We start from the raw sequence: 16,765 nt of genomic DNA on the forward strand, positions 1-16,765 counted from the left end.
ATGAGCGGGGCCAACCCACATCAACGGCTCGGCCGCGCGTCCTACCGCGCGGTGTGGCGCTGGCATTTCTATGCCGGCCTGTTCGTCGCACCGCTGCTGCTGATCCTCGCGATCACCGGCGCGATCTATCTGTTCAACGATGAGATCGAAGACGCCGTACATGCTTCGCTGCGTTTCGCACCGCAACGCGAGGCCGACCTGCCGATGTCGCGACTGATCGACGCCGCGCAACGCGCGCATCCCGGCGCGGTCACCCGCATCGACCTGCCATCCGATCCGCGGCGCACCGCGCAGGTGTTCGTGACACCCGTGCAGGGCGAACCCTTGCGCATGTTCGTCGATCCTGGCACGGCGCGGGTGCACGGCGCATTCGTCTACACCCGCACCCTGGTCGGATTCGCCGACACCATGCATGGTTCCTTGATGCTTGGCCGCGTCGGCGATGCGATCGTCGAACTGGCCGCGTGCTGGGCGCTGCTGCTGATCGCGACCGGCCTGTACCTGTGGTGGCCGCGCGAGCGCGGTTGGCGCCATGCGCTATGGCCGGACTGGCGCGCGCGCGGTCGGGTGTTCTGGCGCGGCCTGCATTCGAGCGTCGGCGCCTGGGTCGCGGCGCTGATCGTGTTCCTGATCCTGACCGGCCTGCCCTGGGCCGGCGTGTGGGGCGATCTGTTGCGCGCGGGCACTCAGCAACTCGGCATCGGCTATCCGGCCGAACATCGCCATCACGGCCCGGCGGCGACGAAACCGACGACCACGGTGGCCGAGGCGATCGGCGAAACCCCGTGGACCTTGCGCGATGCGCCGATGCCGGCCTCGATCCATGCGCACCATGCGCATGATGGCGCGAGCGCGATCCGGTCCGATATCGGCATCGATGCCGTGGCGCGCGTATTGGCCGTGCAAGGTCTGCGCGGCGATTACCGACTGTCGTTGCCGCAGTCCGACGATGGCGTCTACACCGCAGTGGTGTATCCGAACCGGCCGCAAGGCCAATACACCGTGCATATCGATCGCTACAGCGGCGCGGTGGTCGGCCGGACCGGTTTCGCCGATTACGGCTGGGCCGCGCAGGCGGTCGAGCTGGGCGTGCAGTTGCACATGGGCAATTACTTCGGCCGCGCCAATCAGATCGTGATGCTGCTGCCGTGCATCGGCATCGTGGTGCTGAGCATCAGTGGCGTGTGGATGTGGTGGCGAAGACGACCGCGCGGGCGCCTGGGCGCGCCGTCGGGGCCGTCGCCGACGCAGTTGCGCACGATCGCGATCATCGCGCTGGCTTGCGGCGTGCTGTTCCCCTTGCTCGGGGCGTCGCTGTTGCTGGTGGTTGCGATCGATCGCTGGGTGATTGCGAGGATTCCGCGGCTTGCGGCGGCGATGCGGTGAGGATGGCTGAAGTCTCGCCAGGGCTGAAAGCTCTTCGCAAAGAACGCTCCCGCAAAGATCGGACCAAAAAACATCGCCGCGAACGCGGCGATGCGGAGGTCCCTGCGAGTGATTTCGTGGCCAGTGCAATCGTCGTTCGATAAAGCAACTACCGACTTCGGTCCAGCGCACCGAAGCCGGTAGCGCCACCCGTCCGGCGGCGCCGGTGCATCCGGCCCGGCTTATTGAGCCCGGGCCGAAGCCTCGTCGCACCACGTCGTCGGCTGGGTCATCGCGCCCGACGGAGGGGCGGGTCGCGATGTCGCGGCGGCGAGTCGCGGCGCGGGACGCCGCTTGCTCGCCTGGGTTGCGGTGCCGCGCGAGGCGACACGCTGGGTCTTGGAGATCGGTCGCGCGCCACGCGGCTTGGCCTTGGCCTTCGCCACCGTTCGCGGCGCCGCGGCCTTGGCGGCGGGACGAACCTTGCACTGTCCGAATGCGGCAGGTTGCGCGGCACTCTGAGTCGAAGCACCGGCCTCGGATGCGGCCACCGCACCCGCGGCAGCGCCGGCCGACTGCGCGGCATGGGCTGCCGACGCAGTCGATCCGGCCGCCGCCGCGGTAGCCGCTCCCGATCCACTCGCCCCTGATGCTGAAGTATTCGCGGCCGCTCCCGCCAAACCGGCCGAACGTTCGGCTGAAATCGCCGCGGCCGCGGTGCCTGCCGCGGCCGCGGCCGCGGCCGCCGGACCGGCCGAATGCGAGCCCGAGCGCGCCGCGCCCGACACTGACGAAGACGATGCGGCCGGCAACGGACCCGCGCCGGAAACCGCGGAAGAAGCCGCCGGCGCGCCCGGATCGCGCGCCGACGCCGCATCGACCGAACCACCGCGATCGATGGACACACCATCAACCGAACCGCGATCGGCCGACGCCACACTCGTCGTCACCGGCGCCGCGCGCGCCGCCGCGACCGCCGACGAACCGCCCCAACCCAGCCGCAGACCGATATTGAGCGAATGCGCGCGATCGTCGCTGCCGATATCCCCGCGGTACTCGATAAAGCCGCTGCTGACCGGACTCATCCGATACGCCAAGCCCAGACCGACGTTCCAGCGATTGCGTTCGGCCGCGAACCCGCTCACCCCGAAGCCCGGCACGGTCGCACCGGCGAAGGCATTGCGCGCGAACGGCTGATCGTCCTGCAGATCGTGCAGATAACGAATGTCGGCGGTCGGCGTCAGCTTGCGCGCGGCGCTGCCGGGCACGCTGGAGAAGCGCACACCGATGCCGGCGGTGGTGGTGTCGAAGCTGCCGGTCGACACGATCAGGTTCGCGTCGCCCGCGCCCTGCTCGGTGAATGTCGCCGATTCGACCTTGTTGTAGTACACGCCGAGCAACGGCTCAACGCGCACGCTCGCGCCGTCCCAGCGCCAGCCGGCTTCGAGCATGGCGTACACGCCGTCGTTGCTGAAATGCGCATCGCTGCGGCGATTGAACGTGCCCACCGCGATCTCGCGCTCGGCGTCGAAACTGGCGTAGCTGTAACCGGCCGCGCCCTGGGTCCAGAAGCCGCCGGGCGCATACAGCCAGTGAATGCCGACGTTGAACAGATCGCCGTCGACCTTGTCGTCGCGGCGGTCGGTTTCCATCTTCGAATGGGCCATGCCGATGTGGCCGCCGAAACGGAAGTGTTCGCCGGGCGAGCCTTCCAGGCCGATCGCGATGCCGCCGACGGTGTTGTCGATGCCGTCCAGGCCGTCGCCGTCGAATTCGGCGCGGCCGCCGTACGCGGTCGCCCACACCGTGCCGAACGTGCTTTCGTCCTCGGTGCCGGCATCGCGCGCGCGATCGAGTTGACGCGCCACGCTGCGTTGCATCTGCTCGGCGTTGTAACGCTGAGCGCTGGCGATCGAAGCGTAGGTCTCGCCGCTGAGCGTGTCGAACGCGCGCGGCGCCTGCGCGGCGCTGAGCCCGCGCGCGGCCGCGACCAGGGTCGGCAACTGGGGCGTGGCGGCATCGGCGATCGCCTGCAGGGCGTTGGCCACCGATTGCTGATTGCCGCTGAGCCCGGGGAACTGATTGAAGCGGATGCCGGTGCCTCCGGCATCGTGCTCGCTCAGGCGCAGAAACACGTCGTTGCCGATCGTCACCAGGCTCGCGTCGAGGAACGGCAACGCGGTCTGGCTGACGCCGCTGAACGCACCGCTGAGCGTGCCGGCATCGACGATGCGGTAATCGGTCACCGGCGCGTAGCTGCCGGCTTGCGGAATCGCCACCACCTGGCCGCCGTTCAAGGTCGCCGTGCCGGCGACGATCACGCTGTCGGTCGCGCCCGCGCCGTTCTGGCGCACTTGCAGGCTGGCGCCGGGATTCACGGTCAGGCTGGCGACATTGAGCGAAGCGCCGACCGCGCCGGTACCCGCCGCCGCGCCGCTGCCGCCTGCAACGCCCGACGGCGCTAGCACGCCGCCGAGAGTCAACGAACCGGCCAGTGCGCCATCGCCGATCAACGCGCCCCCCGCGGCGACGTTGGCATTGCCACCGAGGTTGCCGTTGAGCACGAGGTTGCCGCCGACCGAGGTGTTGTCGAACGCGCCGGTCGCGCCGCTCGGCAGGATCAGCGTGCCGCCCGCGCCGACGCCGAGATTTTCGAAACCGCTCAAAGCCGCGCCCGGCAGCGTGCCTTCGCCGCTGCCGGCGACCGAGAACGTATCGCTGCCAGCACCGGCGTTGATCGCGCCGGTGATACCAGCCAGTTGCGTCGGCGAGGCGTTCAACACATCGTTGCCGCCGCCGAGATTGACCGCGCCTGCGACTGCCCCGGTCACGCTGAGATTGTCGGCCCCGCCGCTGAAATTCGCGGTCGTGCCCGCAGCCGAGGCGAGCCCGGCGGTGATCGGATTGGCGACGTTGAGCGTGCCACCCTGGATCGACAGGCCGCCGGTGAAACCGAGCACCGCGCCGTTGAGTCCGAGCGCGCCGCTGCCGGTCTTGATCAACGTGCCGCTGCCGGCGACCGTGCCGTTCAAGTCCAGCGCGTTCGCGCCGACGATGCTCAAGGCACTGCCGGCGCCGATATTGACCGCATTGGCGAGCGCAAGTCCGGGCAAGGCGGCGCTGAGATTCGCATTGCCGCCGATGTTGAGCGCGCCGCTGCCGAGCGCGCCGGCATTGCCGAGCGCCAAGGTGCCCGCGCCGAGATTGAAGCCGCCGCTGAAGCTATTCGCCGCGCCCAGTGACAAGGTGCCGGTGCCGTTAAAACCCAGACTGCCGGCGCCGCCGATCGCGCCGCCGAGGCTGAGATCGTTGCTGCCGCCGATGCCCAGCTGCGCGCCCGCGGCGAGGTTGATGCCGTTGCCGAGCGCGATGCCGGGCGCGGTCGCGGTCAAGCCCGCGTTCGCGCCGACGTTGAGCGCGCCAGTGCCGAGCGCGAGGTTGTTGCCGACGCCCAGCGTGCCCGCGTTGAGCGCGACGCCGCCGGCAAAGGTGTTGGCGCCGCCGAGGTTCAACGCACCGGTGCCGCTCATGGCCAAGCCGCCTGCGCCGCCGATACCGCCGCCGAGCGACAGATCGTTGCCACCGTTGATGCCCAAGGTCACGCCGGCGCCGAGATTGACCGCGTTGCCCAACGCGATGCCCGGCGCGCTCGCGTTGAGATTTGCGTTGCCGCCGACATTGAGCGCGCCGCTGCCGAGCGCGGTATTGGCGCCGACGCTCAGCGAGCCGCCGCCGAGGTTGAAGCCGCCGCTGAAGCTGTTGCTGCCGCCCAGGCTCAGGGTCGCCGGGCCGTTGAAACTCAAGCCGCCCGCGCCGGCGATCGCACCGTTCAAACCCAGGTTGTTGGCGCCGCCGAGGTTCAAGGCCGCATTGAGATTGATCGCGTTGCCCAGGTTCACCGCCGCGCCCGCGTTGAGCGTGGCCGCGCCGTTGACCGCGAGCGCGCCGCTGCCGAGCGCGGTGTCGGTGCCGACGTTGAGCGTACCGGCCTGCAGATCCAGCCCGCCGCTGAAGCTGTTGGCGCCGTTGAGCGACAACGCGCCCGCGCCGGTCTTGATCAGCGAACCGCCGCCGGCGATCGCGCCGCCCAGGCTCAGATCGGCCGCGCCGCCGAGCGACAGCCCCGCGCCCGCGCCGAGATTGATCGCGTTGCCGAGATTGAGCGCCGCGCCGGTGCTGGCCATGCTCGCATTGCCGGTAACGTTGAGCGCGCCGGTGCCGAGCGAGGTGCTGCCGCCGAGCAGCAGATTGCCCGCACCCAGCGACACCCCGCCGCCGAAGCTGTTGGCGCCACCGAGGGTGAAACTGCCCGGACCGTTGATCGACAAACCGCCCGCGCCGCTGATCGCGCCGCCGAGATTGAGCGCATTCGCGCCGCCCAGGCCCAGGGTCGCGCCCGCGCCGAGGGTGACGTTGTTGGCCAACGCGATGCCCGGCAGGCCCGCGCTCAAGTTCGCGCTGCCACTGACATTGAGTCCGCCCAGACCGAGCGCGAGATTGTTGCCGACACTCAAGCTGCCGCTGGCCAGATCGACGCCGCCGGCGAAGCTGTTGGCGCCGTTGAGCGCGAGCGTGCCGCTGCCGTTGAACGCAAGCCCGCCCGCGCCGCTGACCAATCCGCCGAGCGCGATATTGTTGGCGCCGCCGATGCCCAGGCCGGCGTTGAGCACCACCGCGTTGCCGAGATTCACGCCGGCATTCGCGTTCAAGGTCGCCGCGCCGTTGACCGTCAACGCGCCCAGTCCGAGCGAGGTGTTGGTGCCGACGCTCAGGCCTCCGGCTTGCAGATTCACGCCGCCGGCGAAGTTGTTGGCGCCGCCGAGCGTCAGGTTGGCCGCGCCGTTCTTGGTCAAACCACCCAGGCCGTTGAGCGTGCCGTTGAGCGCGAGATTGGCGCTGCCGCCGATGCCGAGCCCGGCGTTGAGGTTGAAGTTGTTGCTCAGGCTCACCGCCGCGTTCGCGTCCAGATTGCCCGCACCGCTGACCGTGACCGCGCCGCCGCCGAGCGCGGTGTTGTTGCCGACCACCAGCGCGCCGCCGCCGAGATTGAAGCCGCCGGTAAAGGTGCTGGCGCCGTTGAGCGTGAGGCCCGGCGCGCCGGCCAGACTGATGCCGCCCGCGCCGCTGATGCCGCCGTTGAGGGTCAACGCACCGCCGCCACCGCCGGCGCCGAAGTTCAAGGTGTTGTTGAGCACGATCGCGTTATTCAAGGCGACGCCGGCCGCGCCGGTCAGCGAACCCGCGCCATTGACCGTCAACGCGCCGGTGCCAAGCGCGCCGCTGTTGCCCAGATCGATCGAACCGGCCTGCAGGACGGTGCCGCCGCTGTAGTTGTTGCTGCCGGTCAGCGATAGCGCGCCGCTGTTGAGGGTGAGACTGCCGGCGCCGCCGATGTTGCCGCCGAGGGTCAGCGCGCCCGCGCCGTTGAGGGTCAACGCGCCGTTGAGTTGCACCTGATTGGCGAGCGTGCCGCTGAACGAGGTGTTGAGCGTGGCCGGTCCGCCGACCAGGAACAGACCGGTGCCGAGCGAATTCGCGTTGCCCAAGGTCAGGCCGCCGCCATTGAGGGCGAGCCCGCCGCTGAAATTGTTGTTGCCGAGCAGCGACAAGGTGCCCGCGCCGTTCTTGATCAGACCGCCGGCGCCGCTGACCGTGCCGCCCAGACTCAGCGCGTTCGCGCCCTGCACGATCAACCCGCCGGTCAGATTCACGTTCTGCGCGAGCGTCAGACCGGGCAGCGAGGCCTGGATCGCGCCGCCGTTCGCGGTCAACGGGCCCAGGCCGAACGACAGCGCGTTGTCGAAGATCGACAGGCCGCCGTTGAGCGTGGCGCCGCCACTGACCACCGCGCCGCTCAAGGTCCAGGTGCCGCTGTTGACGGTGAGGTTTTCGAAATTGAGGTATTGCAGACCGGAGATCGAACCGGTGCCGCCGGTACCCGAACCCGGACCGGCGACGGTGTTCTGCAGCACCAGGGTATCGCTGCCGCCGATGCCGGCATCGACCGTGCCGGTCGCGGCGAAGGTGAGCAGACCGGGCGGCAAGGTCGGGGTCGGCACGCCGACCGGCGGCAACGGGATCAGCGGATTGGCGAGCGAGGAACCGGTCACCGCGACGAAGGTGTCGTTGCTCAGGGTGGTGCCGAGCGAGACGCTGCCGTTGATGGTGCCGGCGTTGACGAAGGTGTTGCCGCCGCTGCCGGGGCTGGCGAAGGAAACCCGCCCGATGATAGTACCGGTGTTGGTGAAGTTGACGTTGCCGCCGCCGTAGATCGCCACCGCGATCGAATTGGCCGGATCGAACAGGCCCAGCGCGCTGACGCCGATCGTGCCCGAATTGGTGACCGTGGTCGTGCCGCTGTTGGCGACCACCATCGCGGTACCGAGCAGGCCGAAGGTGCCGTCGAAGGTGCCTTCGATCGAACCTTGGTTGTTGACGGTGACGTTTCCGTTGGTCGGCGCGATCAGATTGCCGATGGTCAGCGCGCGCGCCAGCACCAGCGAGCCGGCGGCGTTGGCGTCGATCGCGCCGAGGTTGTTGAGGGTGATGTTGTTGCCGCCCAGGGTCATCGCGGTGCCGCCGGGCAGCGTGCTCATGATCGCGCCGGACTGCACGGTGACGTTGAGGTTGTTGGCGCCGCTCAGGAACGAATTGGGATTGGGCGGCAGCAGGATCGGCACGCCGGTGCAACTGACGTTATCGCCGTCCACCGGCACGGCCGGTGTGCAGGCCGCGGTGGCCTGGCCGCTGTAGAACTGCAGCGCGATCAACAAGGGAATCGCTTGCGCGACGCCGAGGCTCAGGGGATGAAAGCGAAGACGACGTTGCGCGCGTGCGGGCATGACCGATCCTCCGATAGCCGATCAAGGACTCGGACGGGACGGTCGAAGGACGAGAACCTTCGGCTATGGCGGCATCGCGCCGCGTCGCGTCCGTGCAGCGGCGGCCAGGGCGATCAGGGCCCCGACATCCGACAGCGACGAGTGGTTTCGACAGCGTTACAAAGCGAGCCGGCTCGTGATTAGAAGAGAACGAAACCCCGATGCAAGTCTGGGCAATCGCTTAGCAATTTATTAGCGCGGAGCTGCCGTGCAACTCACAAACGATCACCTGAAGCTGAGCGCATTCATGGTGATGTACGAGGCTCACGCATGCTCACCAAGTGTCATGGGTGGGCTAAGAGATCGCGTTGTTATTTTCCCGACGCCTTTGGCTTTTGCTGCTGCCCCCTCTGAAATAGGGGGACGGGGGATTCGCTTCGCCTACGTATTTTCCAAGCCGTCATTCCCGCGAAGGCGGGAATCCAGTGACTTTAGCGAAGACCATCCTGTGCCGACGCGTTTGTCCATTTCGCGGGATGTCTGATACGCGGCTCTTTCGCACGAAAGGCCCTGGATTCCCGCCTTCGCGGGAATGACGACCGTGAGCACGACCAGTAGGCGAACCTGGCACGGCAAACGAAAATGGCCCGGATGCTTGCGCATCCGGGCCTCGGAGCAACTGGCGCTGCTAGTTAGTCGTAGCCGCGCTATGGCGGGGACACGACCGCCGCCGAGATCAAACCAGAGTCAAAGTCACATCAATATTGCCGCGGGTCGCGTTGGAATACGGGCAGACCACATGGGCCTTGTCGATCAGCTCCTGCGCCTGTTCGCGCGGCAGGCCCGGCAGCGAGATCTTGAGCTCGACTTCGATGCCGAAGCCCGTCGGGATCTGGCCGATGCCGACGCTGCCGTCGACCGACGCGTCGGCCGGGAACGCGATCTTCTCGCGACCGGCGACGAACTTCAGCGCGCCGATGAAGCAGGCCGAGTAACCCGCCGCGAACAGCTGCTCGGGGTTGGTGCCTTCGCCGCCGGCGCCGCCGAGTTCGCGCGGCGTGGTCAGCTTGATGTCGAGAACGTTGTCGGACGAAACGGCGCGGCCGTCGCGGCCACCGGTGACGTGAGCGTGGGCGGTGTAGAGGACTTTTTCGATGGACATGGCAATGCTCCGTGGACAGGGGATGGTGCGGGGATGAGGTGGGTTGGTACGCGGATGTTCGGTTACTTGTATTTCAATATCTCGCTATTTAATAGCGCGCTATTTCAAAGTTCGAATTCGAAATCGGTCACACGGGCGGTCAACCGTTGCGGATCAGGCTTTCGCGCAGCGACTCCAACTGCGCCTTCAACACCGTGAGCTGCTCGACCGTGCAGCCCTCCAGCGCGCAGGACATGCCGGCCGGTACGCCCTGGGCCTTGGTCTTGAGCGCGCGGCCGGCCTTGCTCAGCTCGATGATGACCTGGCGCTCGTCGCTGGCCGCGCGGGTGCGGGTCAGCAGGCTGGCGGTTTCCAGGCGCTTGAGCAGCGGAGTCAGCGTGGCCGAGTCCAGGAACAGGCGCTCGCCGATCTCCGACACCGTGACCCGGTCGCGCTCCCACAGCACCATCATCACCAGGTACTGCGGATAGGTCAGGCCCAGCTTGGTAAGCAGCTTGCGATACACCTTGTTCAAGGCCAGCGAGGCCGAGTACAGGGCGAAGCACAGCTGGTCGTCCAGCAGCAGGGTCGGCTGCGGCGGCTTGGCGGTGACGGTGGCGGCAGTCTTCTTCATGGCCCGCAATTTACATAGCGCACTATTTAATAGCAAGCACTATCCGCCAGATCCTGCGGTCCGCATCGTTCCACCCGTGCCGCGAATCCCCGGCCGCCCTGCCTTTAGGAGCGGCGTCCTGCTGGATTTCCTTCGGTCACAAGCCGGACCGCGCCACCACCCACACCCGCGCCCCTAAAACCCTGGCACCACCCCACCCATCCTCAAGGCGACCTGACTGCACTCCCCGGCAAATACACTCGCCCAATCGCCAACGCCAACCGATACGGCTCCGGATCATTGCGATTGCTCAGCACCACCACCGTCAACCGCCGCTGCGGCCAGCGCACGATCACATTGCGAAAGCCCATGGTCTCGCCCGAATGCCACAAGGTCTCGCCGGTGATGCGCCAGCCATAGCCGTAACCGACATCGGCCACATCGGTCGGGGTATGCGCGGTGAAGGCGAGCGTGCGCGACGCGTCGCTGAGCAGACGGTCGTCGTACAAGGCCGCGTCCCACTTCGCCAGATCGTCAATCGACGAATAAATGCCGCCATCGCCGAGTACCGCGCTGGTCGAACTCTGATCGGTGCGCACCCACCGGCCCTGCTCATCGCTGTAACCGTAGGCGGGATGCGCCACCTCGGACACGCCGCGCTCATACGCCACCGTGTCGCGCATGCCCAGCGGCAGGAAGATGCGCTCGCGCAGGAAGCTGGCGAAACTCCGCCCCGACGCGCGCTGCACGGTTAAGGCCAGCAGCGCGTAACCGCTGTTGCTGTAGCGATAGCCCTGCCCGGGCGCGAAGTAGGTTCGATCCTGGCCTTCGAGCACATGCAGTACATCGAGGTCGTGCATCTGTCGCTGATCGGCATCGAAGCTCGCCGGCATCACGTCCTCGTAATCGATCAAACCGGACTGATGGCTGAGAATCTGTCGGATGGTGATCGCGTCGGCGGCCTTGGGCAGCGACGGCAACCAGCGCTTGATCGGATCGTCCAGGCCGAGCGTCCCGTCCTGCGCCAGCAACAGCACCGCCGCAGCGGTGAACTGCTTGCTCACCGAGGCCAGGCGGTAATTGGTCTGCGCGCTCGCGGCTTCGCCGGTCTCGACCACCGCCAGGCCGTACCCGCGCCGCAGCAGCGCGTGACCGTCGCGCAGGACCAGCACGCTGGCGCCGGGAACCTGGCCCTGATAATCGCGCATCAAGGTATCGACTTCTCGTTGCAGCGGATCGGCCCCCTGCGCCTGTCGATGCGGCGTCATCGCGCAGGCGCTCAACAGCGCGCCGATACCCAAGCTCGCGATCAAGCGCCGCAACGGCCGATGCATGCCGTGCCCGGAGTTCATGCCGATAGTCACGATCACGCTGCCACCTCATGCAAGGGATGTCGCTGTGCCGGTCCGCGCGGGCCGCGATCACTTCACCGGGAAGTCGAACGCGGTCTCCGGTGTGGGCTCGGGCTTATAGGTGTAATGCCACCACTCCAGCGGATAGTTCTCGAACCCTTCGCGCCGCATCGCCGCGCGCAGCCACTCGCGGTTGCCGCGCTGGATCGCGTTCGCATGCGGCGAATCGGTATGTGCCAGTTCGTCGAAGTAGTCGAAGCCCGTGCCCATGTCCAACAATGCGTAGCGCCCGTCGCGCAGTTCCATCAGGCTCAGGTCCAGGGTCGCGCCGCGACTGTGGCCGGAGGTCGGCGAGATGTAATCGCCAAGCAAGACACTTTTGTCGAGCTTGGGGTAGTAACGCGACTTCGTAGCCTGATCGCCCAGATCGCCGGCCCAGCGCACGAAATCCTGCACCGCGCGCACCGGCCGATAGCAATCGAAGATATGCAGGCGCAGGCCCTGTGGGCGCAACGCGCGCTCGACCCGCGCCAGCGCCTGCGCGACCGACCGGTGCAGATAGCAACCGGCGGCCTCGTAGCCGACCACCGGCCGGCCGACGAAGTTGTCGCTGCCGGCGTAGCGGATCTCCAGCGACATGTCGGGCACCAGCGAGCGAATCTCGACCATGCCCGCAGCCGCCGCATCGGTCGCGATGGATACCTTCGGCGCGACCGCTTGCGCCGCGGACGTGGCGACCAGCGCGGATGCGGTGGCGTCATGGCCCTTCGGCGGAAGCGCATCCGGCGAGCGCACCGCGGCGACGCAACCGATCAGCACCAGCAGCGCGCAGGCTTCAACCGCAATCGCCGATACGCGCGAACGCCAGGTCCTCGTAGTCGTAGCTGAAGTCCGCATCCGGATCGACCTTGCTCATGACGAAAGTGGCGGTGGCGCCGGCACCGGAGAAATCGATCCAGGCCTCGGTGTCGACTTCCTCGGCGTCCCAGTCGATCAGCAGGCGCGGGCCGACCCGGACGATCTTACCGGTCAGCAGCGGCGACTTGCGTGCGGCGAATTGCACATCGCGGTCTCGCCCGCAGACCCGCACCTCGCCGAACCACGGGTCGCGGTAGACGCCAAGATACGCGGCCAGTTCCTTCGACTTGACCGGCTTGCGCGCGGACGTATCCGGCGCGCGGTTGCGCGCGGGCGCCTGCGCCTCGCGCGCGATCGCATCCATGTACCAGGCCGCGTCGCGCGGCGAATCCGGCGCGGTGAAGTGCTGGGTCAACATCTGATCGAACACGCCGCGCGCATCGCCGGCATCGCCGTTGATCAACACCACGAAGCCGCTGCGCTGGTCCGGCAGCAGCGTCACCAGCGAGTACATGCCCATCAAGGTACCGGTATGCGAGACCTTGAACACGCCGTCGACGTCGCTCAAACGCCAGCCGTAACCGTACGCCGCGAAGTGCGTGTTGCTCCATTCGCGCTGGCGCTGCGACACGTTCATCGGCATCTGCGCGCGCCACAGCGCCGCGCGTTGCTCGGCCGACAGCCACGGCTTGCCGTCGGCACCGGCGCGCTGCGGATCAAGCCAGGCGCGCACCCAGGTCGTCATATCGTTGAGGCTGCAGCGCACACCGCCGGCCGGGTCCATGGTCGAAGCGTCGATGCGGGCCGGGTCGCGGCGTACCGCGACATAATGTCCCTCGCGCTGCGAATGCGGCTGAGCCACGTCGCCGACCGCATCGCGATCCCACGCGCCGATCTGGCAACGCGACAAGCCCAGTGGTTCGAACACTTCCCGGCGCAGCACCGTCTCGTACGGCGCGCCGCCCGCGGCCGCGGCGACTTCGCCGGCGACGATATACAGCAGATTGTCGTAATCGTAGCGCGAACGAAAGCTGTGGATCGGCTTGAGATAACGCAGTCCGTGCAGGATATCGGCGCGGCTGAAACTGTTCGGTTCGGGCCACAGCATCAGATCGCCGGCGCCGGCGCGCAGGCCACTGTTGTGGATCAGCAGATCGCGTACCTGCATGTCGCGGCTGACCCAATCGTCGTGCATGCGGAATTCCGGCAGATACTTCGTCACCGGATCGTCCCAGCGCAGCTTGCCGGCATCGACCAGTCGCGCCAACGTCGCGGTGGTCATCGACTTGGTGTTCGAGGCGATCTTGAACGCCGTGTCGGGACCGATCTTGTCGCCCTCGCCCGCCACGAGTTCGCCTGAGGTGCGTCGATACACGACCTCGCCGTTCTCGATCACGCCGATCGCCAAACCCGGCAGCCGATAGCGCGCCTGCACCTGATCGACGATGCGGTCCAGCGCCGCCTCGCGCGTCTCCCGCGCCGACGCCGGCGGAATGGCGAAGACACACGTCAAAAAAATCAGGGCCGTCCACCGCAGTGAGTCGCGTCGCATCGGTGGAGGCCCTGTCGAGGTAGAGAAATCGCGGCCCCGCGTCACGGGGCCCGCCAAGGGGTCGAGAGAACGGGTGCTCAGAAATCCACGGACACGGTCAACTGGGCGTAGCGCGGCGACTGATAGCCAGTGCCGTACAGGTACTGCGGGTTCTTGAAGCCGATGTCCTGTTCGTACTCGTCGTCGACTTCGATCCTGCGCTGCTGGTTGAGCAGGTTGTACACCGCCAGCTTGACCCGCAGATTGGCCTGGGCGAACTGCTGCTGATAGCTCAGGCTGGCGCCCATGTCGAAGATCCACGGCGTGCGCCCGCCCGAACCGCGGCGGCGCAGCTCGTAGGTGCGCTCGGCGAAGTTGTCGGCCTGGCAGTTGGCCACGCACACATAGAAGCTGTGGTAGCTGGTGCCGTCGAACGGGCTGCCCTTGCCGAAGGCGTTGATCGGCCGGCCCGACTGCGCGTTCAAGGTCGCGCCGACCGACCAGTTGTCGTTGATCGCATACGCGCCGCGCAGCTTGATCTGGTGACGGCGGTCGTTCGGCAGCGGGCCGTCGCCGTTCAAGTTCACGAACGGATTGTCGAACGACTCGGTGCGGCCGGTGTTGTCGAAACCGAAGTCGGAATTCGACGGGCCTTCGGCATTGCCCTCGCTCTTGGACCACGTGTACGACGCGTTGAACGCCCACTTGTCGTCCCAGGCGCGATCGAGCATGAACTCCAGCGCGCGATAAGTACGCTTTGGCTTGACCCAGCCGCGCTCGCCGACATAGTTGCCGTCGGCGTCGTACAGGGCCCAACCGGCGCGCGAGGTGTCGATGTTGACGTAACCGTCGTTGATGCCGTCGCAGTTGGTATCGGTGTACAGCTTCACCGACTTGCCGGGATTGCCCATCACATAGCCGATCTCGCCGGGCGAGCCGTTGCACAGGATGCCGTTGGAGGTGATCTCCATATCGTCGATGGCGTTGTGCAGGCGCCGGTAGATGCCGCGCACGCCCCACGACCAGGTCTCGTCGATCATCGACTGATAACCGAGGATGGCTTCGTCCTGGTAGACCGGATCGATGTCGGCGTCGACTTCGCTGCGCAGGTCGCCGACGCTGCCGTCGCCCTGGCTGTTGTCGACCGGGCCGATCTGCTGGCCTAGGACCGGCCGGTAATAGGTCGATCCGTTCTTCTCGAACGCCTCAAGCCCGGCCAGCGCGTAGTAGGTGCGCTCATCGAGGAAGGCACCGGCCTGCTTGACGTTGATCTGGTTGACGATCGGCAGGTAATAGCGGCCCACGTTGCCGAAGATCTTGGAGCGGCCGTCGCCGTTGAAGTCCCAGGAGAAGCCCAGGCGCGGCGCGAGCATGTCGTCGATCTTGATGTAGGTGTTGCCCTCGCCGTCCTTGTTGTCGAAGCCTTCCATGCGCACGCCGGCGTTGAGCATGAAGTCCGGGGTGATCTGCCAGTTGTCTTCGATGTAATAAGCCGAGTTGATCGACTCAAACGTGCCGCTGACTTCCTGCTGGCGCGCGCGCACGTAGGCGTTGACTCCGGCCGGCACCGCCCCGCCGTTCTCGATGGTCGTGCCCGGCGTGGTCGAGTAGATCTGGAAGAACTTGCGCGACGGGCCGGGGTAGAAGCTCTCGTTGTCGGAGGTGTTGACCTCGCGGTCCAGGCCAAAGCGCAGCAGGTGATCGCCGAGTTGCCATTCGAAATCCAGGCGCGCGGCCTCGCGCTTGTCCAGGCCCTGTTCGATCAGCGCCGAGGACACGCAGCCGATCTGCGGCAGGCCCGACACCCGGCGATCCTGCACCGCGTCGCACTCCAGGTCGTTCTGGCTGCTCTGGATGCGGTCGCGCTTGTTCTCGCCGTACAACGCCTTCATCGAGAAGTTCTCGGTGAGGTAGCCGGTGTAGGTCAGCGCCCAGTTGGTGCCGCCGGCCTCGTTGAACTGGGTGTTGATGCGATTGCCGCGGCGGCCGTTGGCCAGGTCGAACTGGTAGTTGTCGGTGGTGGTTTCGTTCTTGTCGGAGAAGGCCAGGAATTCGAGCAGATGCTTGTCGCTGATCTGCCAGTCCAGCTTGGTGCCCCAGAACCCTTTGTCCGACTTGCCCTTGAAGAACGTGCTGCCGGCGTCGTTGGTGTTCTCGGGCTGGTAGTCGCGGAACTCGTACATCGCATAGAAGAACAGCTTGTCCTTCACGATCGGGCCGGACGCATGGACATTGAGATTGGCGCGGTCGTACTGGTCGTGGCTGCGTATGCGGAACGGATCGCCGTCGCGGTCGTAATGGTTTTCGCCCTTCGACTGCAGCGACTTGGGTTCCCATACCAGCTCGGCGCCGTACTTGAACTCGTTGGTGCCCGACTGGGTGACCGCGTTGATCACGCCGCCGGTGGTGCGGCCGAACTCGACCGAGTAACCGCCGGTCTTGACCTGGAATTCCTTGAAGAAGCCGAACGGCACCGAGGAGAACCCGACCCGCTTGTAGAAGTCGGTGACGTTGAGGCCGTTGATGTAGACCGCGTTCTCCGACACCGAGGAGCCGCCGAAGGAAGCGCCGCCGTACTGGCCCTGGATCACGCCCGGCGCCAGCAAGGCCACCGACTGCGCGTCGCGGCCGACCGGGATGCGTTCGATCTCGGCCTTGGTCACGTTGGTCGCCGACTCGGTCGAGCGCACGTCCACCGGCGAGATCACCCGCGTGCCGATCACCTGCACCGCGCCGAGGTTGGTCGCATCGCCGAGGTTGATGTTGGCTTCGTTGCCCAGGCTGACCACGACCTCGATCGGCGCGCCGACCGCGGCGCCGTCCTTGCTCGCCTGCAATTGGTAGGTGCCGATCGGCAGGAACGGGAAGCGGTAGTTGCCGTTCGCATCGGCCTTGACCGTGCGGGTGAAACCGGTGTCGACGCTGCGCACCGTCACTTCGGCGCCGGCGGCCACCCGGCCGGCCAGCGAGCCGTCGGTGTTGGCGGCCAAGGCCGGCTGCACCGCCATCGAAGCAAGGCAGATCCCCATCGCCATGCACAGTGCGGACTTACCCAAGGTCTTGCCTTTCATTGCGTACTGCCTC

General features: G+C 67.0%; 8 protein-coding genes. 1 reads left to right on the plus strand and 7 read right to left on the minus strand.

Translation table 11 applies throughout. The features are described from left to right. Window positions 1-1,386 (plus strand): PepSY domain-containing protein, encoded by a 1,386-nt coding sequence (locus ASD86_RS02770; protein WP_056106582.1) that lies wholly within the window; start codon window positions 1-3, stop codon window positions 1,384-1,386. A 221-nt stretch (window positions 1,387-1,607) separates the two neighbouring features. On the opposite strand, the gene ASD86_RS02775 is transcribed toward ASD86_RS02770, so the two are convergent. The 7 genes from ASD86_RS02775 to ASD86_RS02805 form a co-directional block, all read right to left on the minus strand. Next, window positions 1,608-8,207: an autotransporter domain-containing protein gene (locus ASD86_RS02775; protein WP_056106584.1), complete on the minus strand. Its 6,600-nt coding sequence runs from the start codon at window positions 8,205-8,207 to the stop codon at window positions 1,608-1,610. A gap of 715 nt (window positions 8,208-8,922) precedes the next feature. After that, window positions 8,923-9,348 (minus strand): organic hydroperoxide resistance protein, encoded by a 426-nt coding sequence (locus tag ASD86_RS02780; RefSeq protein WP_056106586.1) that lies wholly within the window; start codon window positions 9,346-9,348, stop codon window positions 8,923-8,925. 139 nt (window positions 9,349-9,487) lie between these two features. Next, on the minus strand, window positions 9,488-9,961 hold the full coding sequence (locus ASD86_RS02785; RefSeq protein ID WP_056106588.1) for a MarR family transcriptional regulator: 474 nt from the start codon (window positions 9,959-9,961) through the stop codon (window positions 9,488-9,490). Between the two features lie 203 nt (window positions 9,962-10,164). Next, window positions 10,165-11,208 carry a serine hydrolase domain-containing protein gene (locus ASD86_RS02790; protein WP_157476111.1) on the minus strand — a complete coding sequence of 348 codons (1,044 nt, stop codon included), beginning with the start codon at window positions 11,206-11,208 and terminating at the stop codon, window positions 10,165-10,167. Window positions 11,209-11,361: 153 nt separating this feature from the next. Then, on the minus strand, window positions 11,362-12,189 hold the full coding sequence (locus ASD86_RS02795) for a M15 family metallopeptidase (protein WP_082577991.1): 828 nt from the start codon (window positions 12,187-12,189) through the stop codon (window positions 11,362-11,364). Then, window positions 12,128-13,663: a serine hydrolase gene (locus tag ASD86_RS02800; protein WP_235567640.1), complete on the minus strand. Its 1,536-nt coding sequence runs from the start codon at window positions 13,661-13,663 to the stop codon at window positions 12,128-12,130. The genes ASD86_RS02795 and ASD86_RS02800 overlap by 62 nt, the downstream gene beginning before the upstream one ends. A 116-nt stretch (window positions 13,664-13,779) precedes the next feature. Continuing rightward, window positions 13,780-16,752 (minus strand): TonB-dependent receptor, encoded by a 2,973-nt coding sequence (locus ASD86_RS02805; RefSeq protein ID WP_056106590.1) that lies wholly within the window; start codon window positions 16,750-16,752, stop codon window positions 13,780-13,782. Between the last annotated feature and the right edge of the window lie 13 nt (window positions 16,753-16,765).

It is taken from the genome of Lysobacter sp. Root690 (assembly GCF_001427785.1).
GTDB lineage: Bacteria > Pseudomonadota > Gammaproteobacteria > Xanthomonadales > Xanthomonadaceae > Lysobacter.

What these genes read in the sequence shown, in the direction of transcription:
- ASD86_RS02795 (WP_082577991.1), bottom strand. Translation starts at nt 12,189, where the DNA reads ATGCGGACTTCAGCTACGACTACGAGGACCTGGCGTTCGCGCGTATCG.
- ASD86_RS02770 (WP_056106582.1), top strand. Translation starts at nt 1, where the DNA reads ATGAGCGGGGCCAACCCACATCAACGGCTCGGCCGCGCGTCCTACCGC.
- ASD86_RS02780 (WP_056106586.1), bottom strand. Translation starts at nt 9,348, where the DNA reads ATGTCCATCGAAAAAGTCCTCTACACCGCCCACGCTCACGTCACCGGT.
- ASD86_RS02775 (WP_056106584.1), bottom strand. Translation starts at nt 8,207, where the DNA reads ATGCCCGCACGCGCGCAACGTCGTCTTCGCTTTCATCCCCTGAGCCTC.
- ASD86_RS02790 (WP_157476111.1), bottom strand. Translation starts at nt 11,208, where the DNA reads ATGACGCCGCATCGACAGGCGCAGGGGGCCGATCCGCTGCAACGAGAA.
- ASD86_RS02785 (WP_056106588.1), bottom strand. Translation starts at nt 9,961, where the DNA reads ATGAAGAAGACTGCCGCCACCGTCACCGCCAAGCCGCCGCAGCCGACC.
- ASD86_RS02805 (WP_056106590.1), bottom strand. Translation starts at nt 16,752, where the DNA reads ATGAAAGGCAAGACCTTGGGTAAGTCCGCACTGTGCATGGCGATGGGG.